General features: G+C 56.3%; 19 protein-coding genes. 15 read left to right on the top strand and 4 right to left on the bottom strand.

Annotated features, from left to right (window positions below):
• Positions 1 to 121: 121 nt before the first annotated feature.
• Positions 122 to 958, top strand: coding sequence for a hypothetical protein (locus Q1K31_RS10250; RefSeq protein WP_300379158.1), 837 nt, complete (start codon positions 122 to 124; stop codon positions 956 to 958).
• 92 nt (positions 959 to 1,050) lie between these two features.
• Complete coding sequence (locus tag Q1K31_RS10245) at positions 1,051 to 1,971, top strand: hypothetical protein (protein ID WP_300379157.1); 921 nt, start codon at positions 1,051 to 1,053, stop codon at positions 1,969 to 1,971.
• Here Q1K31_RS10245 and Q1K31_RS10240 read toward each other — a convergent pair whose 3' ends face one another.
• The gene (locus Q1K31_RS10240; RefSeq protein ID WP_300379156.1) at positions 1,972 to 3,294 is read right to left on the bottom strand and encodes a S8 family serine peptidase; all 1,323 of its coding nucleotides are present in this window, start codon (positions 3,292 to 3,294) and stop codon (positions 1,972 to 1,974) included.
• Between the two features lie 210 nt (positions 3,295 to 3,504).
• Here Q1K31_RS10240 and Q1K31_RS10235 point away from each other — a divergent pair, with 210 nt between their 5' ends.
• The 6 genes from Q1K31_RS10235 to Q1K31_RS10210 all read left to right on the top strand — a co-directional run bounded on the left by Q1K31_RS10235 (position 3,505) and on the right by Q1K31_RS10210 (position 15,718).
• Positions 3,505 to 4,002: an RNA polymerase sigma factor gene (locus Q1K31_RS10235; protein ID WP_300379155.1), complete on the top strand. Its 498-nt coding sequence runs from the start codon at positions 3,505 to 3,507 to the stop codon at positions 4,000 to 4,002.
• On the top strand, positions 3,992 to 4,795 hold the full coding sequence (locus Q1K31_RS10230; RefSeq protein ID WP_300379154.1) for a hypothetical protein: 804 nt from the start codon (positions 3,992 to 3,994) through the stop codon (positions 4,793 to 4,795). The genes Q1K31_RS10235 and Q1K31_RS10230 overlap by 11 nt, the downstream gene beginning before the upstream one ends.
• A 4-nt stretch (positions 4,796 to 4,799) precedes the next feature.
• Entirely contained in the window at positions 4,800 to 5,306 is a 507-nt protein-coding gene (locus Q1K31_RS10225; protein ID WP_300379153.1) for a hypothetical protein, read from the top strand.
• Between the two features lie 162 nt (positions 5,307 to 5,468).
• The gene (locus Q1K31_RS10220) at positions 5,469 to 7,952 is read left to right on the top strand and encodes a transglutaminase family protein (RefSeq protein ID WP_300379152.1); all 2,484 of its coding nucleotides are present in this window, start codon (positions 5,469 to 5,471) and stop codon (positions 7,950 to 7,952) included.
• Entirely contained in the window at positions 7,949 to 13,189 is a 5,241-nt protein-coding gene (locus Q1K31_RS10215; RefSeq protein ID WP_300379151.1) for a hypothetical protein, read from the top strand. Before Q1K31_RS10220 ends, Q1K31_RS10215 begins: the two co-directional genes overlap by 4 nt.
• A gap of 108 nt (positions 13,190 to 13,297) precedes the next feature.
• Positions 13,298 to 15,718 carry a zinc-dependent metalloprotease gene (locus Q1K31_RS10210; RefSeq protein ID WP_300379150.1) on the top strand — a complete coding sequence of 807 codons (2,421 nt, stop codon included), beginning with the start codon at positions 13,298 to 13,300 and terminating at the stop codon, positions 15,716 to 15,718.
• A gap of 29 nt (positions 15,719 to 15,747) precedes the next feature.
• Here Q1K31_RS10210 and Q1K31_RS10205 read toward each other — a convergent pair whose 3' ends face one another.
• Together Q1K31_RS10205 and Q1K31_RS10200 are read right to left on the bottom strand one after the other, a co-directional pair.
• Entirely contained in the window at positions 15,748 to 16,533 is a 786-nt protein-coding gene (locus Q1K31_RS10205) for a slipin family protein (protein WP_300379149.1), read from the bottom strand.
• The gene (locus Q1K31_RS10200; protein WP_300379148.1) at positions 16,530 to 17,846 is read right to left on the bottom strand and encodes a nodulation protein NfeD; all 1,317 of its coding nucleotides are present in this window, start codon (positions 17,844 to 17,846) and stop codon (positions 16,530 to 16,532) included. The genes Q1K31_RS10205 and Q1K31_RS10200 overlap by 4 nt, the downstream gene beginning before the upstream one ends.
• 273 nt (positions 17,847 to 18,119) lie before the next feature.
• Here Q1K31_RS10200 and Q1K31_RS10195 point away from each other — a divergent pair, with 273 nt between their 5' ends.
• From Q1K31_RS10195 to Q1K31_RS10170, 6 genes are read left to right on the top strand one after another with little or no spacing between them, the layout of a single operon-like run.
• The gene (locus Q1K31_RS10195) at positions 18,120 to 19,277 is read left to right on the top strand and encodes a beta-ketoacyl synthase N-terminal-like domain-containing protein (protein WP_300379147.1); all 1,158 of its coding nucleotides are present in this window, start codon (positions 18,120 to 18,122) and stop codon (positions 19,275 to 19,277) included.
• 1 nt (position 19,278) lies between these two features.
• Positions 19,279 to 19,749, top strand: coding sequence for a 3-hydroxyacyl-ACP dehydratase (locus Q1K31_RS10190; protein WP_300379146.1), 471 nt, complete (start codon positions 19,279 to 19,281; stop codon positions 19,747 to 19,749).
• A complete protein-coding gene (fabG, locus tag Q1K31_RS10185; protein ID WP_300379145.1) occupies positions 19,746 to 20,489 on the top strand; it encodes a 3-oxoacyl-ACP reductase FabG in 744 nt (247 codons plus the stop codon). The genes Q1K31_RS10190 and fabG overlap by 4 nt, the downstream gene beginning before the upstream one ends.
• Positions 20,489 to 21,715 (top strand): beta-ketoacyl-ACP synthase, encoded by a 1,227-nt coding sequence (locus tag Q1K31_RS10180; protein WP_300379144.1) that lies wholly within the window; start codon positions 20,489 to 20,491, stop codon positions 21,713 to 21,715. The genes fabG and Q1K31_RS10180 overlap by 1 nt, the downstream gene beginning before the upstream one ends.
• Positions 21,716 to 21,750: 35 nt before the next feature.
• Positions 21,751 to 22,647 carry a MipA/OmpV family protein gene (locus Q1K31_RS10175; RefSeq protein WP_300379143.1) on the top strand — a complete coding sequence of 299 codons (897 nt, stop codon included), beginning with the start codon at positions 21,751 to 21,753 and terminating at the stop codon, positions 22,645 to 22,647.
• 58 nt (positions 22,648 to 22,705) lie between these two features.
• Complete coding sequence (locus Q1K31_RS10170; protein WP_300379735.1) at positions 22,706 to 23,521, top strand: glycosyltransferase family 2 protein; 816 nt, start codon at positions 22,706 to 22,708, stop codon at positions 23,519 to 23,521.
• Here the strand turns inward: Q1K31_RS10170 and Q1K31_RS10165 are convergent.
• Positions 23,484 to 24,017 carry a hypothetical protein gene (locus tag Q1K31_RS10165; protein WP_300379142.1) on the bottom strand — a complete coding sequence of 178 codons (534 nt, stop codon included), beginning with the start codon at positions 24,015 to 24,017 and terminating at the stop codon, positions 23,484 to 23,486. The two genes, Q1K31_RS10170 and Q1K31_RS10165, sit on opposite strands and share 38 nt — an antisense overlap.
• 100 nt (positions 24,018 to 24,117) lie before the next feature.
• Between Q1K31_RS10165 and Q1K31_RS10160 the strand changes: the two genes are divergently transcribed.
• The gene (locus Q1K31_RS10160; RefSeq protein ID WP_300379141.1) at positions 24,118 to 24,774 is read left to right on the top strand and encodes a beta-ketoacyl synthase chain length factor; all 657 of its coding nucleotides are present in this window, start codon (positions 24,118 to 24,120) and stop codon (positions 24,772 to 24,774) included.
• The last annotated feature ends 59 nt before the right edge of the window (positions 24,775 to 24,833 follow it).

Below are 24,833 nucleotides of genomic sequence, written 5' to 3'. Positions count from 1 at the left end.
TATAATGTTGCCGGCTCAATACCTGCCTGAAGATCAGTCGCATTCACGATCCACATTTCCGGGAATAAAATTCGGGCTGGTCCGTCACTCCTGCATCATGTCTAAAAAAATGGAGTTCAACATGATCAGGACGACTACTTCCAAGACTGCTCTTATCACTGCACTCGCGCTCGGTCTGGCAATACCGGCGACTGCGCAGGTTTCTGCTGGCATCTCTGGCGAGGCTTCTGCGGAAGCATCCTCTTCCAGCACAACGACGGCTGGTGCAGGCGGTGATGCCCAGCTTAGCAGGGATGGCGAGACGACAAGTGAGGCTGGAACCGAAAGCGATAGCAATTCCGCCCTCAACCTGCCGGACGCTCAGGGCACAGCCAATTCAGTGGGCGGTCGTGTCTCTGGTACAACCTCCAGCGCTGTCAATCGCGGTCAGACACGTATCGAACAAGGCGGCAACGCAGCAGCCTCAGCAGCAGCCCGCACCGAGGGGCGCGCTGAAGCCGCAGCGGACTCCGCCATCGATCGCAGTAGTGATGCTGCAAACCGCACTACGGATCAGGCCCGTTCCCTGCTCAATGAAGGCCAATCCACTGCCGGGCAAGCTGGAGGAGCAGCTTCCGGAAGTGCCTCAGGCGCTCTTGGCATTTCAAGGGACAGCGCTGGAGAAGTTGAAGGCTCTGGCGACGCAGCAGGAAACATTGCAGGTAGTGTGACTGGCAACGGTTCAGACACTCTTGATGATGCCGCCGATGTCCAGGGAAGTATAGGCAGCGGAGCCGATATCACAGGCGAAGTCTCTCCGTCAGTCTCGGAAACGCTGGACGATACCGTAAACGCAGGTGTTGCTTCCGAAATCACTGGAGAGGTCAACAGTGAGATCAACTCGGAGATCAACGACACTGTGAACACGGATATTACCGACAGCGTCACAGAAGACGTGACCGGCTCTCTCGGCCTCTAGGCCGTACATCCCGGTCGCCATGCCGGCAGGCCCGGCCTTCCCCATCATCGTGGCCTGCCGGCTTTCTTCTGCCTGATACAGGAACCTTTCCCATGCCTATCCAGACCTTGCTTCCGCGCAGCATACTGCTTCTCCTGACAGCCGCATCGGTTACCGTGCCGGCCCAGGCTGATGAAGAGCCAAAAATTACCTTCGAAACGAGCACGGGCCTCTCCGGGGACAGCAATGTAGGTGCTCCGCAACTGGACCAGTCCACCGGTCAAGGAGATATCGCCCTACTACTGGGAGGAAAAATCCAGCTGGATGTCAAACCCGCAAACAAGCTCACCCTTCGTGGGGGCTACGAATTCAATCAGACAAGCTACCAGGATTTCGATGCTTTCGACTTGCAGACCCATCGTGGCTTCGCCGAGGCTGAATATGATTTCAGCGCGGTCAAGGCTGGTTTCCTGGCCAATTACGCACATGCCCGGCTCAATCAGGAAGGCTATCTCGACTACACACAGATTTCGCCCAACATCTCCCGGTTGTTCGGTAATTCAGTTTATCTGCGCGCCGCATTTGTCCGCACAGAAAAGGACTTCAAGACGGACGATAGCCGCGACGCCGATGAAAATGCCGGTCGTCTGGATGTCTTCTTCTTTCTCGACGACACACGACAATACGTCACGCTTGGCGGCGAGGTAGGCGAGGAGGATGCCGAGTCCGATGCTTTTGACCGAACAAATACTTCCGCTAAGGCCCGTTTCATCCAGCGTATGCCCCTGCTCGGCCGTGACACGAAAGTCCGCATTGGCGGCGAGATCGAGAAACGCGACTATGATGCCGTTACACCTTCAATCTCTGAAGCTCGTGAAGATCGCATCGTTTCAGCGGAAAGCGATCTTGAAATCCCCCTTTATGGACCGGTTTTCATGGATGTCGGCTATGAGTACCGAGACCGAAACTCCAACCTCGAAAGCGCCGACTATGACGAGCATGTCGGATCGGTTGAACTGAGGTTGTCTTTCTAACTAGTTCCCGTCGATCGTATCGGGGATGAGTATTCCATATCCTAGCGTGTCATCACGCGCATCCGGGCTCTCAGCACCTGTCGAGGCCCTGATCATGCTTTCTCCGGCTCCGTTGTGGATCTGCTGCCCCCCCGTCCAACCGGCGAGAAAAGCCGATACGACGGGAGCAGCGAAGGAGGTTCCGGAATCAAGTTGCTCCCCACCGCCTGGCCTGGCCACACTTACATCGACGCCAATCGCGCCCACATCGACCATTCTGCCACGATTGGCCCACCGGTAGACCTGTCCATCCTTATCCACCGCCGTCACACCGATGACCCCTTGATAGGCGGCCGGATAAAGAGGACCGGAAGCCGGGCCTTCATTGCCGACAGCCGCAACAAAAATGGTGCCATTGGACATGCTATTGCGGATAACGGCTTCAAGCGCACGGTTTGGAGGGCCTGTAAGACTAATATTTATGACGTTAGCACCGCTGGCCTGAAGCCAATCAATCGCGCGGATGATGCTGGCAGAGCTCGCCCCTGTGGTCCCATCACCTGCGAGAAAAAAAGCCGAAGCGGCAAGTATCTCCCGCTCGACTTTAGCTCCTTCAACAGTCTTCTGATGTGCCAGGATGGACGCCGTGGCTGTACCGTGGGTCTGCGGGCGCAGGCGCCCCAGACTTACAAAATCAGCTTCATGCAGGACGACGTCACCGAATACAGGGTGGGTCTCGTCAACATCTGTATCAATCAGTCCGATACGGCTGGCTTTTGTACGAGCCGGGCTAACAGTTTCTGGCGCTGAGAAAGCGGGCGATGCCTCGTCTGCGTCTGTCTGCGGTGCAGCAACCCGAAACACGTGATTTCGGTCATAAGGCTCTGCGCCCAGAGAGGAAAGTTCACCTTCAATCGCTTCGGCTGTGGCCGATTTTGCTGTCAGACTGATGATAAAGAGTGTTTCGTTCGACGATGTCAGAGTGCTGCGCTCGACAATGTCAACATCCAGTGCCTCGACCTCGCCGGCCTGGCTAGATGGCACAACCACCACCCATTCATTGCGAATGACAGTCCAGCCTTCAAATGTGTCCAGCTCGATCTCCCGTCCCACAGCCAGCTGCCCAGCCAGACCGGTGATTCCCAGAACAGTTTTTTCTGTTTCGTTTACAAGCGAAAGTGTCTGATCAAGTGTGTTTCCAACATCTGCAGATTCCACAACTTCACCGTTTTCGAGAATCTGAAGTGGGTCAACTGCCTCATCAAACCCAATAACCCTGTCTTCCAGTTCCTCTTCGACCGACTTCTCAACATGCCGGCCAATACGGTCGGTCGTATCGCGCACGCCTGCACCAACATCGGGCAACACCTGGGCGGAAGCGAAGGGACACATACTACCGATGACAGCGGAGCAAATGATGACAGGGTATAGAGGCGGGATGGAAATATTCATGGTGAACCCATTCTTTCATTTCTTATAATAGGGACGAATGACCCAGAAAAAAATTTCATAAAGCTGGGAATAAAACTGCAGCCCATCCGTGATTGAGGGGAAATGTCAAAACGTCCGGATTTGAACGACAGAATCGTCGAAATGGTGCCGCACTTGCGGCGCTTCGCATGGTCGCTGACGCGGCGTGCGGCGGATGCAGATGACCTGGTCCAAAGCGTGATCGAGCGCATACTCGACCGCGGCGTGCCAGATGATGTGGAGCTGAAGAAATGGATGTTCAGGGTGTGCCGGAATTTGTGGATCGATGGGCTGCGAGCGACGAAAACCCGTATGGAAGCTGTCCCGGAACTGGAAACCCGCGTGGGCACAACACTGTCTTCAGAACAGATCGCCAGCGACCAGGTGATGGTCGCGCGCACAAGAGAAGCTATCGACACTCTGCCGCCTGTGTACCGCGAGGTCATGACCGTCATTGGTATTGGGGGAGCAAGCTACAAGGAGGCCGCAGCGATGCTCGATACGCCAGTTGGTACTATCATGAGCCGTCTGGGGCGAGCACGTGCCATGGTGGCAGAAAGGACTGGATATCATGACAAGTGACTCCCATGACCTCGATATCCGCTTGAGCGCCTATCTCGACGATGAGCTACCTGATGCTGAACGTAAGGAGCTGGAAAGGCTTATTGCAGCGGATCCGGCCACCGCTGCGCGACTGGAGGAACTCTCACAAGCCGATTCAGACTTTGACCACGCCGCACGAGAAATCGACAGCATTCCCATGAGCGCTTCGCTGACAGCTGTTCTCGACCGGTTGGAATCCAGTAACGGTGCAGCCTCCACATCATCTGGTTTTTTCGCCGCTCCTGCTTTTCATTCCCCTTGGAGATTTTTGCGTGACCATCGGGCAATCGCTGCAAGCGTCGCCGTAGCAGCAGGTGCCGTGACCCTGCAAACAGCCATTCCCACCCAGGATGCCCGTGTCGAGGTCTTGGATGGCGCTGGCACAATTCAAGCCGATAGCGGTCTGGGCAAGGTTCTGGATGCGTCTGCAAGTGGGGCGACCGCCAGACTCCCGGGTGGCCTTTCTGCAACGCCGCGCTTCACCTTTGAAGAAAGCAATGGTTACTGCCGTGTTGTAGATATCACCGGGGCACGATCAGAGGGGCGGATGGTCGCCTGCCGCACGGACTCCGCCTGGCGCGTCACAGTTGCCGCTTTTTCCGAAGCCAGCGAAACTTCTCCCGATGCCCCCTACCGTACAGCATCATCCGCCGCTCCAGAAAGTATCGAGGCATATCTCGATGCGGCGATGAAAGACGCTCCGCTCAGTACAGGTGCTGAGACCGAACTGATACGAACAGGCTGGACACAACCAGCCAAAGAAGAGGACTGAATTCATGATCCAGCTTAAATCCATCGGCTTGGCCGGCGGTCTCCTTTTGATGGGCGCCTGTGCAAGCGTTCCGGATTATCGCCCAGCCACAAATGCGCGGGCAACCGGATACTCGGAGACACAGATTGAGACGAACCGCTATACTGTCAGTTACCGCCTGAATGATGACGACTCTGCTCGTGCACAATCCCTGGCCCTGCGACGTGCCGCCGAACTGACACTGGAAAGCGGCTATGATACGTTCGAGCTTGTGTCCAAGGCTTCTGACAAGGAGACCGAACGTGAGCAGACTTTCGACTCGTCCGGCCCCGACTATGCGGTACAGCGCGACTGCGGCTTGCTTGGCTGCTCTTCAAGGGTAGCGCCTATACGCGATCCCTTCGCCAGCGATATCGAACGCGAGCGTAACAGCGTGACCGTGACACTTGAGATTTTCATGTCTGACAAGGACGCTAGCGTCAGCCCGTCACTTTATGATGCCTCTGAAGTCTTCGCGAACCTCTCAAGCTAGCTAGTTTCTGCAAGGCGCAGCATAGTTCACGCAAATAAATCGACCGCAAGCCCCTCCCCCTTTTTAGGTGCCGGCGTTGACTCAAGGGTTGCCGACCTGACAGGCTTGTCATGTTGGCCGCACTGGGGACTGGTCAGCAACAAATAGGAGGGGACGGGGGACATGTCTCACCTTGCGACGCGATTTATGTCGGCGCTGACAACCTGTTTGCAGGCACTGGCGATTGTTGGCCTTTGCATCTGGCCTGCGCCAGCCTATGCAGATGTGCCATCAGAAGGAAATCTTGACCAGGTCTACTCCCGCTTCGCCAACATTGAGCGTGGGCTGAGTAATTTGGACAAGCTGGAAGCCCGACTCCAGCGCGAACATACTGACCCGCTGGCCCGGGCAAGGTCCCTCGGCAATGATCCAGACTCAATCATTGCCGATGTGACAGACTCAATAAGCTACCTGCCTTATTCTGGCAGCCTTCGCGCGGCAGATGGCACACTGTCATCACTGAGCGGCAATGCGATAGACCAAGCTGTCCTTCTCGCGACAATGCTGAATAGGGCAGGCTTGGAAGCACGTCTCGTGAAAGGACAAATCAGTGCAGAAGATGGCAAAGCACTCGTAAAAACCCTGTCACGCCCCTCTTCAGGCCAACCCGCCTTTACGGATGAGGCAATCAAGGAACTCAAAGAGACCTTTTCTGAAGAACAAGTCAGCTTCGAAGACCTGCCCGGTACGCGTACCACAGAAGATAACGAGTCACTGAAGGCAGAACTGGACGAACAGCAGGAACAGCTTCTAGCCGCTTTAGGAACAGCCGCACCACCTGAAGAGTCGGACCTTCCGCAATGGATCATAAAAGCTGCGCAGGATTACTGGTGGGTCCAGTATCGTGATGAACCTGCCGGGGCATGGTCAAATGCACACCCTGCATGGCCGGGAGGAGAAGCTCCGCCCTCTCTCGAAGGGGTCGAGGATGCCTATTACAATGCCCTGCCCGACAGCGCAGTTCAGCGCATCACCATCAGACTGTATATGGAAATCAAGGAAGGTGATGGCGAGACGAAGACGCTGAAGCTCGCTGAACTTGAGGAAGTTCCCGGCCCTGAACTGGCGCGCAATCCGGTGACGCTTTCCATCATTCCCGACACGCTGGCCTCCAATCCACAAGCCGACATCACCGCTGCCATGGAACAAGCACAGTTCATGCTAGTGGGACTTAATGGCCAACGCGCCCATGATCCTTTCACCCTGAGCGGAACGGTCGTTCCTCCTGAGGCCCTGGGCGCGCAGGCCTATGGCATGGCAGATCTCTTTGCGACCGTTTCTGACAGGGGTGAAAGCGCAATTGCCGCGCTGAGTGGAGACGAGAATACAGACGTTCTCGCCATCCGCAGCCTTCGTCTCGACATTACAAGTCAGGCACCCGGTCTGCCCGATCGTCACGACACCCGCATCCTCTACGATGCCACTGATAGTAATGGCTCTATCCCTACCCGCCCATCCGGACATATCGCGGCAGGACTGACCGGGACCTATCTTATCGGAGCACGCACTGGTCGCATAACGGACACCGGAGTTGCTGCCGCGATGGTTGAACAGGCGCGCGGGATTGCGAACCTCATCGAATATGACGTCTTTCGAGACATGGTTCAGCCTGAAAAACTACCTCCGGTTTCCGAGGTTATATCCGATCTCGATCCATCGATGCCGTTGACCCTTCTCGCCTATGCAGAGAGCCGCATTCCCGAATCCGATAACCTTGGGCGCCTGCGGTGGCCACTGGCCCGGCTGGGCCTGAATACCGGAGCAATGGGCATGGAGGAACCATCCATATTAATGCCTGTGCGCCCCCTTGTGCGTATGATCGGTGTCGAAGGCGCAGTGGCCGGAACTGACGGAGAGGACACAAAATATGGCATGCGCAATGTTGTCGATCTCATCTCAAGCCCCGTACTTGCTCTTACGGCAGATGCGGGCGGCATGAATCCACGTGAAGGGCTTCGTGCGGGGTTGTGGATGAGCCGCCTGGAAGGCGACATCACTCCCGCCGAAGACAACACGACCACCTACGACACTGAAACCATATTGCAAAAGGCCAATGAGGAAGAGATTCCGCTTGTCACCCTCGCTGCCCTAGACGACGAGAAGTCAGAAAAACTAGCACTTCCTGCCGAGTTCGGAGACCTTAACCTGCCTCATGTCAGCAGGAAAGCTATCCAGCGAGACCTGGAATCCGGTTTCACCGTCCTGGTCCATAAGAGCTTGCCTGAAGGCGTCCCCTATGCCGCGTGGTGGCGGGTGAACCAGGAAACAGGTGAAACTCTCGCCATGCTCGATACGGGTCGTGGCGCGGAATACCAAGAGTTTCTGAATCTGCTCTGCCTGGTTCTGAACACCATGTCTACCTACCTGATGGCCGAAGATATCCAGAAATGCATGAGTGACGACTTCAACAAGAAAGGCGGCAGTCTGGCCTGTTGCCTGGTTACGAGTGCAATACCAATGGGCCCGGCTGGCGCAGGGATGGTAGGCAGCCTCAAGGTCGGGCATCCAGCCGTCGCTTTTGCAGTCGCTTTCATATCGATCAATGCGGCCTTCATGGGTGGCATTGTCGGCCAGAAACTCAATCTCTCCGGAAAATGCTACGAATGAGTATGGTTATGTCGTCCCGCCTCATCGCGGCATCACTGACCGCCGCCTTTATGAGCACGCTTCCCGCTCTTGCCTGTGAGAGAAAGGAGTCCGAACCCAACAACAAACCCTCGAATGCTATGCCCCTGACAACAGGTGCATGTGTTGCAGGCAACATGGCAGGCAATGACCAAGATGCCTTCATCCCTCAGCTGAACGATAATAATGGGCGGATGGTGATTTCGTCTGAGGGCGCAGGGTTTCTGCAAGCCGACCTTTTTGCTCTCACGCGAAATGATGAAGGGGATCTGACCGATGCTGAGCGCATCGCTTCTACGTCTACGCCCATTGGCGGCGGCAACGTGGAAGTTCCTCTTTCCCTCATTGACGGCGATTATATCATCGGCCTGTCCAGAGCTGGTGGTACGGTGGATTACTCCATCGCCCTCGAAGAAGCGGCTTCGACACCCGAGAAAGCCGCAATCAGCCAGGGCGGCTCAGGCGATTCGACCATTGAATGGGAAATAGATGAGGCGGGCTCAAAAGAACTCTGGAACATCGCATTCAGTGGTTCCTCCGTGAACTCAACTACGCTCGTACTGCGGAGATCTGAAGGAGGGCATATTGTCAGCCGCCGTACAAACGGCTGGGGACGCATAGACCTCTCATCATACGGTCTGGATCCAGGCTCATACACCTTGCACATAGACGCCAGGGATGAATCTACCTGGCAGATTAATGTCACGCCTGAAGGCCAACACCGACCTGAGCGTGAGCGTGAACCCAATGACAATTCGGCCAACGCCCAGCCCTTCGGAGAAACTGACTTCATACGCGGGCGGCTGTCTGACGGCGGCGACCAGGATCACTACCTTCTGGAACTCGAAGACGGCGAACGCCGCGGTCTCAGGCTACGCGGTATCGGACTCGACACACTGGAATTATGTGTCAGTTCCGAAGGAGGAGAAGCCGAGTGTCGCAATGGACGCCGCCGGGTCGGTTTCGAAGCGCTTGAAACCAAGACGGGCGTGCCGCTGCTGGTTTCCGTCTCCCATGACGACAAAACCCCGCTTGACTATCAATTGAGCCTTACCGAGCCGCATGGCCCCGCAAGCCGTGCCCTTGGAGAACCTAATAGCTCGCGATCTGATGCCCACCTGTTGCCAGCTTCAGGAAAAGCCGAAGGCCGGCTCCTCGGAACAGAATATGACTCCTTCATGCTGGAGACGAAGGACCAGGCAACCTGGCGGGTGAATGTCACTGCTTCCGAAAACCTGGGTTACCTGACCTATGATGGAGGCCGGTATGGTAACCTTACTTCGGAGAGCAGTGGAAGGCAGGCCACGCTGGACAGTCTCGTCCTGCCAGCTGGACGCCACCTTTTCACCATGCGCGGGAAGGAGAATGACGGCGACGGACGGTATTATATCGAAGCAACCCGGCTCGGAGAGGTATCAAATGACCGCGAGCTCGAACCGAACAATGATCGCCGTACCGCAACGCCTATGTCGCCCGGAGACAAGCGTTCCGGTGCTCTGGCCACAGGCGACGGTTCAGACGGTTTCCTGATTTCCACGGAAACGGCCACCCCGATGCGAGTGACGCTGGAGGTCGGGGAAGTCGCAGGTGTCGAATACGAAGTCTATCCTGTTACTGGCGGCGACTTCGATGCAAATGTCGAAGGCGGCAGCACATATGTCATGGAACGTCGTTTCGAAGCTGGCGAATCCATGATCAACATCAAGCGTTGGGGCGACAATGCTTCCTACACGCTCTCTCTCGAAGCCATAGATAGAGGTGAATTCGCCAGCCGCATTGATCGTGAACCAAATAACAGTCCCGAAACGGCGGGGGACTTACCTCTCGATGGCAGGGTCAAGGGCGGTTTCGACGACTTTGGCGAATGGGCAAGATATTATGGCCCCTATGACATCTATCGGCTACCCGACACATGGGCGAGTCGCTCCCTCATTGTGACGGGTGAAGCTGGCGGGGCCGAGCTGGAAATCGTCGACAGCGCGAACGATACGGTGCAGGAGCTGTCTGTTGCTGACGACCGTAGCGGCTCCGGAAGTGGGAAACTGCCAGGTAAGGCACCGGTCTTTCTTCGGATAGAAGATGGTAAAAGCGATTATGACCTGACGGTCTGGCCCTCCGGAGAAACGCCGCCGGACCCTAGCACGGCTGAGCTGTCGGCCACGCTGACGTTGCAGGAAGACACACTTCCACTCGCTGCTCACTGGGCTGCTCCACAGCCTGTGGGAGGAACAATCAAGATCATAAATGATGGCGATGAACCCGCGACAGCCCGGCTGGACATTCGTGCAAGCCTGGTTGGCACACACCTGCGGCCCGATGCACGTGAAATCGAAATTCCCGGCGGTGAGACGAGAGATGTCTCATTTAGTGGTGCCCTGCCAGAAAATCTGCCGGCTCGCCGGCCAGTTTCGATCATCGCAGATGTCACAGGCGCAGGCCGGACTGCCACTGAGATCGAAATTCCTGTCGAAGCCGGGCGCGCACCGAAAGCGGTAGCGTCTGATCGCGGCATTCCCGACAGCATGCTTGGCGGCCTGAATATTGCGGCAGCCACAACAGGCGGCTTCATGCTGGAGGAAGAGACAAGGAATGAAGACGAACGCGAGGACCTCGCCACCCTGATTGATGGCATGGTAGGACGGAAAAGTTACTTCCAGGCGAGGATCGGGCGCGGCACACGTGAACCTGTTGTCGCTATCGGTTTCGAGAACGCACCCGTTACCGGTCTCGTTATCTATCCTCATCCTAACCAGGTTCGCCGCTACCCGGGTTCAGCGCCATCTCACGCTGTTGTCGAAACACGGAATGGCAGCTCTTGGGAGGAGGTATGGCGCGGAAGCCTGGCCACCGGCCTGGAAGAAATCGTCCTGCCTTTTGACTCGCCCGTTCAAACCGATGGTGTTCGCCTCCGCATGCGCAATTACGGCGGCGGGGATCTGACGCTCAGTGAGATCAAGGTCATCGCCAGCCCTGATTATGACCCCACGGATGGTGAAGGCTACGAAATCGGCGCGTTTGGCCGTGGCGGCGAGATGCTTGGTGGGGTTCCTCCCCTCCAGCATGGAACTTCCATCATCAGGGAAAACAGCGACAAAACCCCTGTCTTCCGCCGCTGGAATGACCCTGCCCCGAGCTTCACGACCGCATTCCGTTTTCACCGCCGTGCGGAAATCACGCGTCTGGACTGGAGCCCGGTTGAGTCCAATGGCAGAAGCCGCCCTGCCTTGGATGGTTTACTTGTGCAGGCCAGCAGCGACACGCTTTCTGGGCCGTGGGATGACGTCGGCAAACTAACGCGTGATGAACCAGAGCTCGTACTGGATAATCCAGTTGAAGCCCGCTACCTGCGTTTTGTGGCCGATGCTCCGGATGCCGACCTTGAGTCCGTACGTCAGATTCGGGTGGCAAAGGGCATACGCGTTTACGAACGCGCTCAGGGAAATGGCTATACTTCGACCCTGGGTTTTTATGGCCATGGCCTGCCCCGGCGAATTCCCGAACTGCCGAAAGATACCGAACAAGGCGCCTCAGGCGAAAAGCTGACACTTGAAGCGCCCGTTTTCGGGATAGTCGATCGTGGCACAACCTCCCCAGAGTATGAAGTGACTGTTCCGGAAGAAACGAACAGGATCGTGCTTGCATTCAACCCGGCGCATACAATCCTGCCACAGGTTCGACTTATGGCTGGGGGGGAAGGCACGTTACTGACCACTCCCGGCTCGAAAAAGGCAGAAGCCCTACGCAATGAGCTGGACATTCCGGAAGGCCATGCCCTGCGCATCATAGAAGCCAAGCCTGGCAAGCATGTCCTACAGTTCAGCGAGCCGCGCAGGTCGCTACTCGTTACCTGGGATACGAGTGGCTCTATTGGCAGCTTCAGGCCGGCTATCCTGCGCTCGCTGGACATGCTTTCGGCAGAAGTGGACCCCGAAGTCGATGCGATCGGGCTTTTGCCGTTTGGCAGCTCAACCCTGCTTGGTGGTGAGTGGCATACTGAACGCGAAACGATCCGAACCCTTCTTAGAAGCGTGTCAGAGCACAGTTCCAGTTCTGCCACTACGGCAATTGAGACCGGACTCAGCATGCTGGAGACCCGGCCCGGTGCGCGCGGCCTGCTTGTTATTACCGATATGGATGACCCGACCATCGATTACCGCACCCGTCGTCCATATGACCTTTTAAGAGACACCGGCACGCTTTTGTTCGGTGGACAGATAAATGGCGGCGGACTTGGAAGTGGCCAGACACTGTTCTTCCAGCGGCGTCGCATGCGTGGGATGACGCTCGCCTCCGATGGAAGCTTTTCCGAAGTGGTCAACCCGACCCAGATCGTTGACCTGTTCGAAACAGCTATGGGCCGACTGCGTGGACCGAAACCCTTCGAGGTAACCGCCTATGCCTATGACCAAGCTCCACCTCCCCCCGGTAAGCTCGCGGTCACTCTTGTCGGAAACATAGACGATGAAAGCGCTACCGCGCTCAAACTCAACCCTGTTGAGATTGTACTTGATGCCTCGGGAAGCATGCTTCAGAGGCTGCCCGATGGGCGGCGACGTATCACAGCTGCCAAAGCATCCATCCGCGACCTCGTGACCTCGGGGCTGCCAGAAGCGACGCCAGCTGCCCTGCGTGTCTTCGGCCATCTTGAACCCGACAGCTGCGATACACGTCTGGTTCGTCCACTGGCCCCCTTAAGCGAAGAAGGGTTTGTCGACAGACTTGATGAGATACAAGCGCGCAACCTCGCCAAGACACCAATCGCGGAATCCCTGCAATTGGTGGCACAGGACCTCGAAGGGGCTGCGGGCATACCCCTCATCGTACTCCTGACAGACGGAGACGAAACCTGCGATGGCGACCCGGAAGCCGTTCTGAAAGACCTGAAGGAAGAAGGCCTGGACATTCGTGTAAATATCGTTGGATTTGCCGTTGGTGCCGAACTCGACGAGACATTCAGCAACTGGGCAGAAGCCGGGAATGGAAAGTACTTCGAAGCTGACGACGCAGACTCACTCACTAAGGCCCTTGAAACGGCTGTAAGACCGGAATTCGAGGTCATCGACAGTACCGGTGAAACTCTTGCAACCGCCACGACTGATGGAGAACCGATCGAGCTACCTGTCGGTCGCTATAATATCGTCTTCACTGGCGGTCAGACCCGCACGGTCGAAGTCGTCAGCGACAAGACAACAACTCTTGAAATATCTGCTGCTGAATAAGACAGGCACAGGCAATAATTGAACATAACGTCAAATCGTTTGCTGCTGCAGTCTCGACATCGCCAGACTGGTACCTCTAACCTGTTTGAAGGTTTGAGGGAGACTGTAATGCGTCTGGCTTTTGTTGTTCTGGTATTGACACTCGGCATCACATTCGGGCGGGCCCAGGCACAGGAAGCCGTGCTGGAAAACCTGTCCGCTAAGGATGACGCATTCATAAGTCTAACGTTCAACGAAGACGATAACACGCTGCACGCCACACTCCCGACGCCTGGTAAAAATGGTGTCCTCCTGCGTGCCATCCATAGTGTGCGTCTGAAAGCCGGGCTTGGCTCGAACCCGGTTGGACTGGACCGCGGATGGGGTTCCAGCGGTGAAATTCTCATCTTTCGCAAGATGGGAGACCGCGTAATTCTTGAGGTCGAAAACCAGACCTATCGTGCTGATCCTGATAATCCGCTCGAAGCTCGCGCTGTGCGGGAGAGTTTCGCCACATCCTTTGTCGCAAGCACCGAGATCGTGTCACAGGATGACGGTATCACCATTGATCTCACCGACTACCTGACCAGCGACACGCTAAACCTTGTCCAGCATCTTGATGATGCCGATCAGGGCAGTTTTGAAATCTCTGAGGAACGCACTTTCGTCGATCCGTCTAATGTTCTGGCGTTTCCAGATAATATCGAGATCGATGTCTTTCTTACCCTTACAAGCACAGATCCAGGACGCGAGGTCTCAACCACGACTGCCAACGGCCGGGACGTGACACTGACCCAGCATCACTCTTTCGCGCGCCTGCCGGAAGAAGGCTACACACCCCTGCCATCTGACCCAAGGGCCGGTGTGATCGATCTTGTGCACTATGACTACAGTGCTGGCCTCGCCGAACCTGTCGAGACCCGTCTTGCCCGGCGTTACAGGCTTGAAAAGAACGAGTCTGGTGAGACGGTCGATCCGATTGTTTTCTATATCGACCCCGGTGCCCCTAAGCCCATACAGGAGGCCCTTGTTGACGGGGCCAGATGGTGGGGCGACGCCTTCGCGTCAGCAGGGTATCCGAATGGCTACCGGGTGGAGATCCTGCCTGAAGACGCGCACCCTCTCGATATCCGCTACAATGTGGTGCAGTGGGTTCATCGTCAGACACGCGGATGGTCCTATGGAGGCGGTATATCCGATCCGCGAACAGGGGAAATGCTGAAAGGACACGTTATACTGGGCTCCCTGCGCGTGCGACAGGACAGGATGATCTTCGAAGGTCTAACCGGCACAGCAAACACAGGCACCGGCGAGCCGGAAGACCCTGTTCAGCTAGCCCTTGCCCGTATCCGTCAGCTCTCGGCCCATGAGATCGGCCACGCGCTCGGCTTTGCTCACAATTTTGCCGCCAGCACCTATGGCAAGGGGTCAGTGATGGACTATCCGGCACCGGATGTTCGCGTAAATAATGGCAAGCTCGATTTCAGCCACGTCTATGGCGTCGGCATCGGCGACTGGGATAAATTCGCCGCGACCTGGCTTTATGGCGATATGAGCAGGCAGGAACGTAACGAGCTCGTGAAAGAAGCTCGCGCAGACGGGCTTATCTACGTAGCTGATGAAGACGCCCGGAGCGCAAGTACAGGCCATCCGCTTGGCAATATCTGGGATAACGGACCTGATCCCGTCGCCGCCCTTGAAGAGAGCCTCGTCGTGCGCCGCATCGCGCTTGAAAATTTCGGAAGGGACCGGGTTCAGGAAGGTCAACCGGTGGCCGATCTTAACAATGTCATCGTTCCGATCTATCTCTATCACCGCTATCAGACAGCCGCAGCCGCGAAACTCATTGGCGGGATGAGCTTCAATTATGGTTTGCGTGGTGATGGCTGGCCCGGTGCGGAAACAGTCGCCCCGGACCGTCAAAGAGCCGCCCTTGAGGCGGTCCTACAGACGATCAGTCCAGCTACGCTCGATCTACCAGACAGTGTACTTGCCCTGCTTACACCTTCGGTTTCAAACTACACCCTTGCAGATAGCAAGCGTGAATTGTTCCAGAGTACAGCGAACCCGGCTTTTGATGTGACGGCTGCAGCTGACACCGCCGCCGGGCTGACTTTCGACGTGCTGCTCGCACCCGAACGCGTGGCTCGATTGATTGAGTTCCACCGTCGAGACAGCCGGAACCCCAGTGCCGAGGAGGTCCTGGACACCATTCGCAAAGCGGTCATGTCGGCCCAAAATTCCGAACGCACCACTCCCATCGCAGAAGCCGTGCGGGCGCGCTATGCCTTCTCATTGATGGAGTTGGCGACAGATGAAGACACAACGACGGCGGTCAAAGCTGTGGCCTCTGCTGGCCTGCAGGCTCTCGCGGCCGACCTTGATGCGCGCGGAGAAGCCCATAGCATCTGGCTGAAAGACAGAATCCAGACTTTCTTCGAGACCCCTGCCCCGGCCAGCCCGCCTGCTGTTGCTGAAGGCGACCTTCCTCCCGGCGGTCCTATTGGCATGACAGCATATGAAACCTGCTGGCACTGTGATGCACCATAGAATGTAGCCGACCAGGCTGACCGGCCCATCTAGTCCTCGTCGCTACTTCCCGGTTCATTGCGCCTGTTGAGCTGCGCCGCAAAATCCCGCACCAGGTCCATCGGGAAAGGGAATACAATTGTCGAGTTATGTTCACCAGCAATCTGCTGGAGCGAAGAAAGATAACGAAGCTGCATGGCCTGCGGCTCCTCTGAGAGCTCATTGGCGGCCTCAACCAGTTTACGCGCGGCCTGTTGTTCACCTTCTGCATGTATAACGCGAGCACGACGTTCCCGCTCTGCCTCGGCCTGTTTGGCGATGGCACGGATCATGGATTCATCTAGATCAACATGCTTGATTTCGACATTGGCGACCTTGATGCCCCACCGGTCGGTCTGGTTGTCGAGGATTTCCTGTATGTCGGCATTCAGCTTGTCACGCTCCGAAAGCATCTCGTCGAGGTCATGCTTGCCGAGAACGGAACGAAGTGTTGTCTGGGCTAGTTCGCTGGTCGCACGCCGGAAATCGGCAACCTCATTGATGGCCTTGTCCGGCTCGACAACGCGAAAATAGATCACTGCATTGACTTGGACAGAGACATTGTCCTTCGAGATTACATCCTGGGTCGGCACATCCTCTGTAATTGTGCGCAGATCGACTTTCACCATTTGCTGGATAACCGGTATCAGGATGATGAAACCTGGCCCCGTCAGCCCCGTGTAACGTCCAAGCGTAAACACTACGCCGCGCTCATATTCCCGCAGTATACTCACAGCTGTAGACAGGAAAGCGATAACGGCTACAGCAATAATGACGAATATGAGACCGGTGTTCATTGGCTTTCTCCTGCCTGTCCTTGTGCTGAAATATTCTGCTGGTCATCTCGTGACACCACATCAAGTGTGAGCCCGTTAACGGCTTTTACGCGCACATAAGTGCCTGCTAGCAGGCCGGTAGGCCCTGCGGCATTCCATAATTCACCCTGAAGGCGCACACGGCCCGTTTCACCGTTCCAATCATATACTTCAGCCGTTTCACCTATGAGGACCTGTTCGCCCGTTGCCAATGGCCTTGTCTGCGCCCGGATCATGTAACCGACGAGGAAAATCAGGACGGCACCTGTCAGGAGTGTCAGTACACCAACCGTCCACCAGGAAACGCCAAAGGCAGGAGATCCGGTATCGAACAGGATCAGACCGCCCGTCGCAAACGAGGCAAGGCCGCCAAAGCCCAGAATGCCGAAAGATGGCGCATAGGCTTCTGCCACCATCAAGGCGAGACCAAGCCCGATCAGGGCGAGCCCGGCATAGTTCACTGGAAGCACATTCACAGCGTAAAGGCCGACCAGCAGGCACAAACCACCAAGCACACCGGGCACGAGTGCGCCCGGATTGGCAAACTCGAAAATCAGGCCGTAAAAGCCGAGTGTCATCAGTATGAATGCAACATTGGGATTGGTTATCACGCTGAGTAGTTTGTCGCGCCAGGCGGGACCGCGCTCCTCAAGGCGTACCTCAGCAACTATCAGGGTCTGCTCGGATGTGCCTACAGTTACTGAGCGGCCATCCACTTTCTCAATGAGCGTTTCCAGATCGGCAGCCATGACGTCTATGACATCTTGTGTGATGGCTTCGTCTCCTGTCAGCGTAGCCGCTTCACGTACAGCGCGCTCGCCCCATTCGGCATTACGCCCACGCAAGTCTGCGAGTGTGCGGATGTAAGCCGCCGCATCATTAACAGCTTTAGAGGTCTTGGCATCATCGTCACCCGCCTCGCTTCCCCCCCTTCCGCCCATACGCACTGGGGTCGCTGCGCCGAGCGTTGTACCGGGCGCCATCGCGGCGACATGACTGGCATAGAGGATATACGTACCAGCACTGGCGGCCCGCGCGCCTGAAGGGCCAACCCAGGTCACTACTGGCACTGGAGACGCTAGAATCTCATCGATTATATCGCGCATACTGGACGTGAGGCCGCCCGGCGTATCCATACGGATAATAATCAGTTCCGCCCCATCAGCAGCGGCCTCTTTCACCTCTCTGGTGAGATAGCCAGCACTTGCGGGTCCTATCGCGCCATCTACTTCGAGGACCACAGCCACAGGGCGTTCGACTTGGTCTTGCTGCGCATACGCGCCTCTCAGAAACATGCATGCAATGCCTAGCCCAGCGATGACGATGATCATCAGCCACTGTGCGTCTCGAAGATGGTTTCGCGCCCCTGTCACGCCCTCACCATGCGGCAGCCTGTTCGTTTCAGCAAGTTTTGCGAGTTTATGCTGCGCGCAACGACACTCTGCAAACTGATTGACGGCGCACCCGCATACCAGACAAAATAGCTGGATGGTGTTTTGCGGGGTGACGTGCAAACCATCGGCCCTATTGGCCTGACATACTCTCTCTTCGGCGGGGACGGCAGATCCGTGAATATTTTCATCAACGACTTTGCCGCTATTTCCCGTCTGGGCATGAGCCGGCGCGAGACAGAGGAAAGCCTTACTTCTTCTGAACCGCCACGGCCCGATACCCGGAGTCTCCTCAATGGCGGCCAATATACGATTACAGCCGCCTTGCCCGGCCCCTTTCCAGTAGGCCTGAATGGACGGACACGAACCAATCAGATCATCGCGGCTATGGCTGACCGGTTGCAGGAATGCTGTGAGGACCTTCTGTCCCACTATCCCGCGAAGCGGATTGGAGTTGTACTGGGTACGAGTACGACCGGGATTGAAGAAGCGATCGCGCCTCTTCAATCGAGACTGGAGACAGGTGAATGGAAAAATGACTTCCGCTTCTCTGACCAGGAGCTCGGCGACCCGGCTAACTTTCTAAAAGAATACCTGAAGCTTGAAGGGACTTCCTATACAGTTTCAACAGCATGCACATCGGGCATGAAAAGCATTATAAGCGGCGCGCGAATGATCCAGACGGGTATAGCAGACGCCGTCATCTGCGGGGGCGCCGATTCTCTTTCGAGGTTGACCACCAACGGCTTCAGTTCGCTCGACAGTGTATCGCCTGAACCCTGTCTGCCATTCAGTGCCAACCGCCGGGGTATCAATATTGGTGAAGGCGGGGCCCTGTTCGTACTCTCTCGTGATCCAGGCCCCTGGCGACTGGCAGGCTGGGGAGAAAGTTCCGACGCTCATCATATCTCCTCGCCAGAACCATCCGGCATAGCTGCCGAGAAGGCCGTAAGACAAGCCTTCGAGAAAGCCCGTCTTGATGCAGGGGATATAGGCTTTGTCCACATGCACGGAACCGCCACAAAGCTGAACGACATGATGGAGGCTACGCTCGTCAATCGCGTCTTCGGCGCCGACGTGCCGGCTGCATCCACCAAGGGCATGACCGGGCACACACTTGGTGCAGCCGGTGCTGTGCAACTGGCCATCAACCTTATCGCCATGGATTGCGGGATATACCCCCCCCACATCTACGACGATGATTGGGATTCCAGCCTCCAGCCCATACGCCTCACCCGCAAACAGGAGGTAGCTGAGCGTTCCGTTGAACACACATTGGCGTGCTGTTATGCCTTCGGCGGAAGCAACGCAGTCGTCGTGGCAGGGAGGGGATAATATGAAAACCATATCCAGCCCACTCCCGCATCCTGTAGAACTTGCTCCACATGACCCACCAATGCTTCTCATCGACGAGGTTATCACGGCTGATGATGCCCATGTCGTGACACGCACCAAGATCGCTTCCGATTATATATTCAGCGTCCCTGGACGGGGTGTTCCGGGCTATGTCGGGTTTGAGTTGATGGCGCAGTCGATCTCGATAATGGATGGTGCCCTTCGACGCGCAAGCGGTGAGCCACCGGCAATAGGGTTTCTTCTCGGCTGCCGGAAATACCGCACACGTGTCGAGTGGATTGCGCATGGCGATTATCTGGAAATCGAGGCTATCAACCTGTTGCCGGAAGGCGAATTGAGATCATTTGACTGCCATGTCAGGTATGTCAGTGGTGAAAACATCGCGCATGGCGTCATAAATGTATACCGCCCAGAAAACCTTGAAACCTTTCTGACATCGGCAGACGCATGAGTGCGCGGCCTGAACCTTCCACTTCACGTGTTCTCGTGACAGGTGCCTCCAAGGGAATTGGACGCGCAATTGCCTGCCAACTGGGGGGGATGGGGTTTGACATATGCGTTCACTATGGCGGCGACCGCGATGGTGCCGAGCAGACCTGCCAGATGATTTCAGAGCGGGGCGGACAAGCAAACATTCTGGGTTTTGATGTTACGGATGGAGACGCCAGCCGCACTGCGCTTGAAGAAGAACTGGAAAACAGAGGCCCCTTCTGGGGTGTTGTTTCAAACGCTGGTATCACGAGAGACAAGCCCTTCCCCGGTATCGAGCCCGATGACTGGGACAAGGTGGTCCGCACGAGCCTTGATGGCTTCTACAATGTCGTCCATCCGCTCATCCTGCCCATGATACGTGCGCGAAAGGGAGGACGGATCATAGCCATGGCATCCGTGTCCGGGGTCATGGGAAATCGCGGTCAGGTAAACTATTCGGCGGCAAAAGCAGGCCTCATTGGCGCCGTGAAAGCGCTGGCTGTGGAGCTTGCCAGCCGTAAAATCACGGTGAATGCCGTTGCTCCCGGACTGATCGAAACAGCGATGACGGAGGATGTGCGTCCCGAGATTATGACGGCAATTCCGATGAAGCGGGCTGGAACTGTCGAGGAAGTTGCCGCAGTAGCTGGCTTCCTTTTCCAGCCGGAAGCCAGCTATGTCACCCGTCAGGTAATCGGGGTGAATGGAGGGCTGATCTGATGCGCAGAGTCGTTGTGACAGGAATGGCGGGCGTTACGTCACTTGGCGATAGCTGGGATGAAGTCGGTCCTGCCCTGCATGCCGGGACAACCGGCATAAAGTACATGAAGGATTGGGAGGCCCTTGAGGACCTCTCCACTCGCCTTGGTGGCCCGGCAGAACACTTCGCTCATGAAAAGCTGTATCCCCGTCAGGCACGCCGCTCAATGGGGCGCGTTGCAACGCTGATGGTCAAAACAGCAGAGCAAGCTCTCGAGCAGGCCGGCCTGACGGATGATCCCATACTGAAAAGCGGTCGTATGGGTGTTTCAGCAGGTTCCTCTTTCGGCTCGCCCCCCCCCATTCGGGACTTCGTTCAATTCCTGGAAACCGGCAAGGCCAGCGGGCTGAATGCGACCAGTTACATCCGCATGATGAGCCATACCGCGCCCGTGAATATAGGGGTCTACTTCGGGCTACAGGGACGGGTCTACACAACATCGTCAGCCTGTACGTCCGGCTCTCAAGGTATTGGTTATGCCTTCGAGGCGATCCAGTCCGGGGCTCAGGACGTGATGATTGCAGGCGGTGCAGACGAGTTTTGTCCGACAATGACAATGGTTTTTGACCGGCTCTACGCCACATCAACCCGCAATGACGCACCCGAAACCGCTGTACGGCCGTTTGATGTGTCACGAGACGGACTTGTGATCGGCGAGGCTGCCGGAACTCTCATACTGGAAGAACTGGAACATGCCCTGGCGCGGGGTGCCGTGCCGCTCGCGGAAGTCCTCGGCTTCGCGACCAATTGCGACGGCACTCACATTTCCCAGCCCAACCGCCGTACTCAAGAGGTCGTAATGCGTCAGGCCCTCGATAATGCCGAGATGTCCGCTGATGATATCTCCTTTATCTCCGGGCATGGCACGGGCACGCTCGCGGGAGACATCGAAGAAAGCCATGCATCTCACAGTGTTTACGGGCAACATATACCCTTTCATTCCCTGAAGGGTCATTTCGGCCATACGCTCGCGGCATGCGCTTCGATAGAGGCCTGGTTAGGCATCGAGATGCTTAAAGATGGGCTTATTCCGGCAACGGCAAACCTCGAGAATATCGATCCAAAATGCGCGTCCCTTGATTATGTCATGGGCGGTAGCCGCAATGTCTCTTCAAACGCTTTCGTTTCAAACAATTTTGCGTTTGGTGGCATCAACACATCGTTGATTTTCAGTGGATATGCGTGAGAAACAACGCAGCTGATCCGCCCCAGGAGACGTCCATGAAAAAGCCATTCGCACTCGCATTGATCCTTATGATGGGATCAATGACGCACGCGATTGCGCAAGAGGATGGCGAAACCATCCGAACCGTAAGCGAAGGCGGTTTCGTACCCGATGAGCCTCTCTGGGAGGTTCGCCTCGGTGGAACCAGCCTTTACGGACCAGATTATCCGGGCAGTCCCGATAACTCCCTGAACGGTTTCGCAGCACCACTGGTCATCTACCGTGGTGACCGCATCCGTTTCGGCGAATATGGGGTCGCACGAGCCATCACGGCTGAAACAAGGACATTCGAACTCGATATATCCGTTGACGCCGTATACGAGGCAGGCTCGAATGAAGACGGTGCCCGCGCCGGAATGCCGGATCTCGACTATCTGTTGCAGATTGGCCCACAGGCAATCGTAAATTTTCACGATACAGGATGGACTCCTGATGGCCGCAGCGAAGTAAAAATGCTGTTGCCTGTACGTGCAGTCGCCAGCACTGACTTCACAGGCTTCGAGCACGTTGGCTATATTGCTGAACCTCAACTGACATATCGTCGCCAGTATGGCGGTGCACGCCGCTCAAGCTGGTCGCTGACCCTGTTCTCAACCTTTGCTGATGAAGGCCTGAACGGTTTCTGGTATAACGTCGCACCACAGTTCGCGACACCAGAGAGATCGGCATACTCGGCCCAGGCGGGGTATCTCTCATCAGGTCTGAAGGCCTCCTGGACACGTGAACTGTCCGAAGACTTCCAGCTATACCTGACATATCAGGGCCGCGCCTTCCAAGGGTCTGCGAATGAAGACAGCCCCCTACTTACCGAGGACTTCACGCACGCCTTCAGCATCTCGTTCGTCTGGAAACTTTTCAAAAGCAAAAGGCGGGCCCGCAACGACGACATGTAGCCATGCATCGCGCTGTCTCGGGGCATAAAAGGCAATGTGAAGGATAGATTGATACTTGATGCAGAATAATCCGTCCAAACCACCGGTCCCTGAGCCTCCCGGTCCGGATATCCGTCTGGGCGCCATCATACCAACATACCGCCACACTAAAGCGCTTGGCAGCATCATCACGAAGATGTCAGCGCAAAATCTCCCGGTTCTCATCATTGATGATGGCAACGACGCTAGTCTGGCTCGAGAGATTGCCAGCTTTCACGACGAGACGCGTCATGTGTACGTCCTCCGGCGTGAAATAAACGGCGGTAAGGGAGCAGCCGTGAAGACCGGGTTACAAAAAGCCGGTGAACTCGAGTGGACACACGCGATTCAGGTTGACGCCGACGGCCAGCACGATCTGGACGCCCTGGACACCATGATCACTTGCTCCAGAATGGCCCCATCCGCAATAATCTGCGGCGTACCGGTTTATGATAGCTCCATCCCAAAAGGCCGAAAAATCGGACGGGAGGTCACGCATTTCTGGGTACGGGTGGAAACCCTGTCATTTGAAATCAGTGACTCAATGTGCGGCTTCCGAATTTACCCCCTTGCCGAAACGCTTGCTGTCATGAAACGGGAATATATCGGCGCGCGGATGGACTTCGACACAGAGATTCTGGTGCAGCTGAACTGGCGCGGCCTCAGGGTGGTCGAACATCCTGTGAGTGTGATCTATCCTGCTGAAAATGTATCGAATTTCCGCATGCTGAGAGACAATGTACGCATATCACTGATGCACACCCGCCTGGCTCTCCAGATGCCATTACGCGTGCCTATACGCATGCTGCGTCGCGCGCTTAGTCAACGCTATCCAAAACCTGCTCCGGCAGAATGACGGGCGCCCGCCCCTCTCCGCACCAGACCACGCTGAGGTGAGCGCCGCCGGTCAGTACCTTATGGTAAAGAAACATGTTTCCCCCCAACGGCAGAACGCTGCCTGACGGCGTCACCGGCTCAGCTACAGCTTCTACATAACCAGCTTCAGGATAACGTCCGACAGCTTTGTAGTACGCTTCCAGGAACGTCCAGGTGCGCACGAGGTCCGGCATTAAGGCGGGCATCTTCCGTAAGCGAGGTGAGAACAAGCCTAGTATTCCCGGCCAATCCCGCTGCTCATCCTCGAACTCAATATCAAGCCCAAGACATGTCGCAGTGGTGCTGATTGCAGCACCGGACACCCCACGACTGTGTGTACGTGACAGTCGCACCTGTTGTCCCACTAAGCAGGCGGCCTGGCTGGCTTGCTCTTCTGCGATGTCTGCCAGTGCGCGTTGGCGGGACCGAGGATGACGCTTATGACGCGCCTTCATCGAAACAATCGCAATATGCACTTTAGCAGAAACTCCTGACTATTGTGGGCACACGAGACAGACTATAACAGTGACGTGAAGCGTAGCATGCTTTCGTCGGCGAATGCAGGAACGGAGTATTATGGTTGCACTCAGCGCAAATACGGCGCGTAGCGTGCACCGGCATCTCACCGTGCGGCGTTTTTCAGGTATCTTGCGAGAAGACGGAGACGGTAAGCTCTTTGGCTATGCTGCAGATATATCTTCCCTGCCAAGGCGACAGGTTCGACGCCTGACCTATTTCGAAAAAGCCACGGCCGCCTGTCTCACAGGGCTGGGGAATAACCTTGGCGATACACCCGTCGTGCTTGCTTCTCGCTATGGCGATATTTCCAAGACCCTGGAACTTCTGAAGAATGTCATCTCAGGTGAACTACTATCGCCCACCAGCTTCTCTCTTTCCGTGCACAATGCTGCGATCGGTACAGCAAGTCAGATCACGGCGAACAGGGCTGGACACACGGCAATTTCGGCCGGCGAACATACGCTGAATGCCGCCCTGACTGAATGCTGGATGCGGCTGCAAGAAAACGAAGACCAGGTCATCCTTACGTATGCGGAATGCCGTCTACGCGATGAGTATGCAGTCTTCGGGCCGGCTTCGAGTGATATACATTTCTGCTTGCTACTTGAGCGCTACACTGACGAATCACTTTCGGCCCGCAGACTTCTTGCCGATGACGGCCCGCTTGATTTGTTTCATGCCGCAGAAGCAGGCGTAAAAGCTGTATCATGGTAGACGGAAACCGCGATAGATCGCGACTTATTGTTCGCGGCAAATGGACCATTGCCCGGGCG

This window comes from Henriciella sp. (assembly GCF_029936995.1).
Classification (GTDB): domain Bacteria; phylum Pseudomonadota; class Alphaproteobacteria; order Caulobacterales; family Hyphomonadaceae; genus Henriciella.
This window is presented reverse-complemented; position numbering and strand designations above follow the sequence as displayed.

Excerpts from the sequence above, each read along its gene's own strand:
- Q1K31_RS10250 (WP_300379158.1), top strand. The coding sequence starts at position 122 with ATGATCAGGACGACTACTTCCAAGACTGCTCTTATCACTGCACTCGCG.
- Q1K31_RS10245 (WP_300379157.1), top strand. The coding sequence starts at position 1,051 with ATGCCTATCCAGACCTTGCTTCCGCGCAGCATACTGCTTCTCCTGACA.
- Q1K31_RS10235 (WP_300379155.1), top strand. The coding sequence starts at position 3,505 with ATGTCAAAACGTCCGGATTTGAACGACAGAATCGTCGAAATGGTGCCG.
- Q1K31_RS10230 (WP_300379154.1), top strand. The coding sequence starts at position 3,992 with ATGACAAGTGACTCCCATGACCTCGATATCCGCTTGAGCGCCTATCTC.
- Q1K31_RS10225 (WP_300379153.1), top strand. The coding sequence starts at position 4,800 with ATGATCCAGCTTAAATCCATCGGCTTGGCCGGCGGTCTCCTTTTGATG.
- Q1K31_RS10220 (WP_300379152.1), top strand. The coding sequence starts at position 5,469 with ATGTCTCACCTTGCGACGCGATTTATGTCGGCGCTGACAACCTGTTTG.
- Q1K31_RS10215 (WP_300379151.1), top strand. The coding sequence starts at position 7,949 with ATGAGTATGGTTATGTCGTCCCGCCTCATCGCGGCATCACTGACCGCC.
- Q1K31_RS10210 (WP_300379150.1), top strand. The coding sequence starts at position 13,298 with ATGCGTCTGGCTTTTGTTGTTCTGGTATTGACACTCGGCATCACATTC.
- Q1K31_RS10205 (WP_300379149.1), bottom strand. The coding sequence starts at position 16,533 with ATGAACACCGGTCTCATATTCGTCATTATTGCTGTAGCCGTTATCGCT.
- Q1K31_RS10200 (WP_300379148.1), bottom strand. The coding sequence starts at position 17,846 with ATGTTTCTGAGAGGCGCGTATGCGCAGCAAGACCAAGTCGAACGCCCT.
- Q1K31_RS10190 (WP_300379146.1), top strand. The coding sequence starts at position 19,279 with ATGAAAACCATATCCAGCCCACTCCCGCATCCTGTAGAACTTGCTCCA.
- fabG (WP_300379145.1), top strand. The coding sequence starts at position 19,746 with ATGAGTGCGCGGCCTGAACCTTCCACTTCACGTGTTCTCGTGACAGGT.
- Q1K31_RS10180 (WP_300379144.1), top strand. The coding sequence starts at position 20,489 with ATGCGCAGAGTCGTTGTGACAGGAATGGCGGGCGTTACGTCACTTGGC.
- Q1K31_RS10175 (WP_300379143.1), top strand. The coding sequence starts at position 21,751 with ATGAAAAAGCCATTCGCACTCGCATTGATCCTTATGATGGGATCAATG.
- Q1K31_RS10170 (WP_300379735.1), top strand. The coding sequence starts at position 22,706 with ATGCAGAATAATCCGTCCAAACCACCGGTCCCTGAGCCTCCCGGTCCG.
- Q1K31_RS10160 (WP_300379141.1), top strand. The coding sequence starts at position 24,118 with ATGGTTGCACTCAGCGCAAATACGGCGCGTAGCGTGCACCGGCATCTC.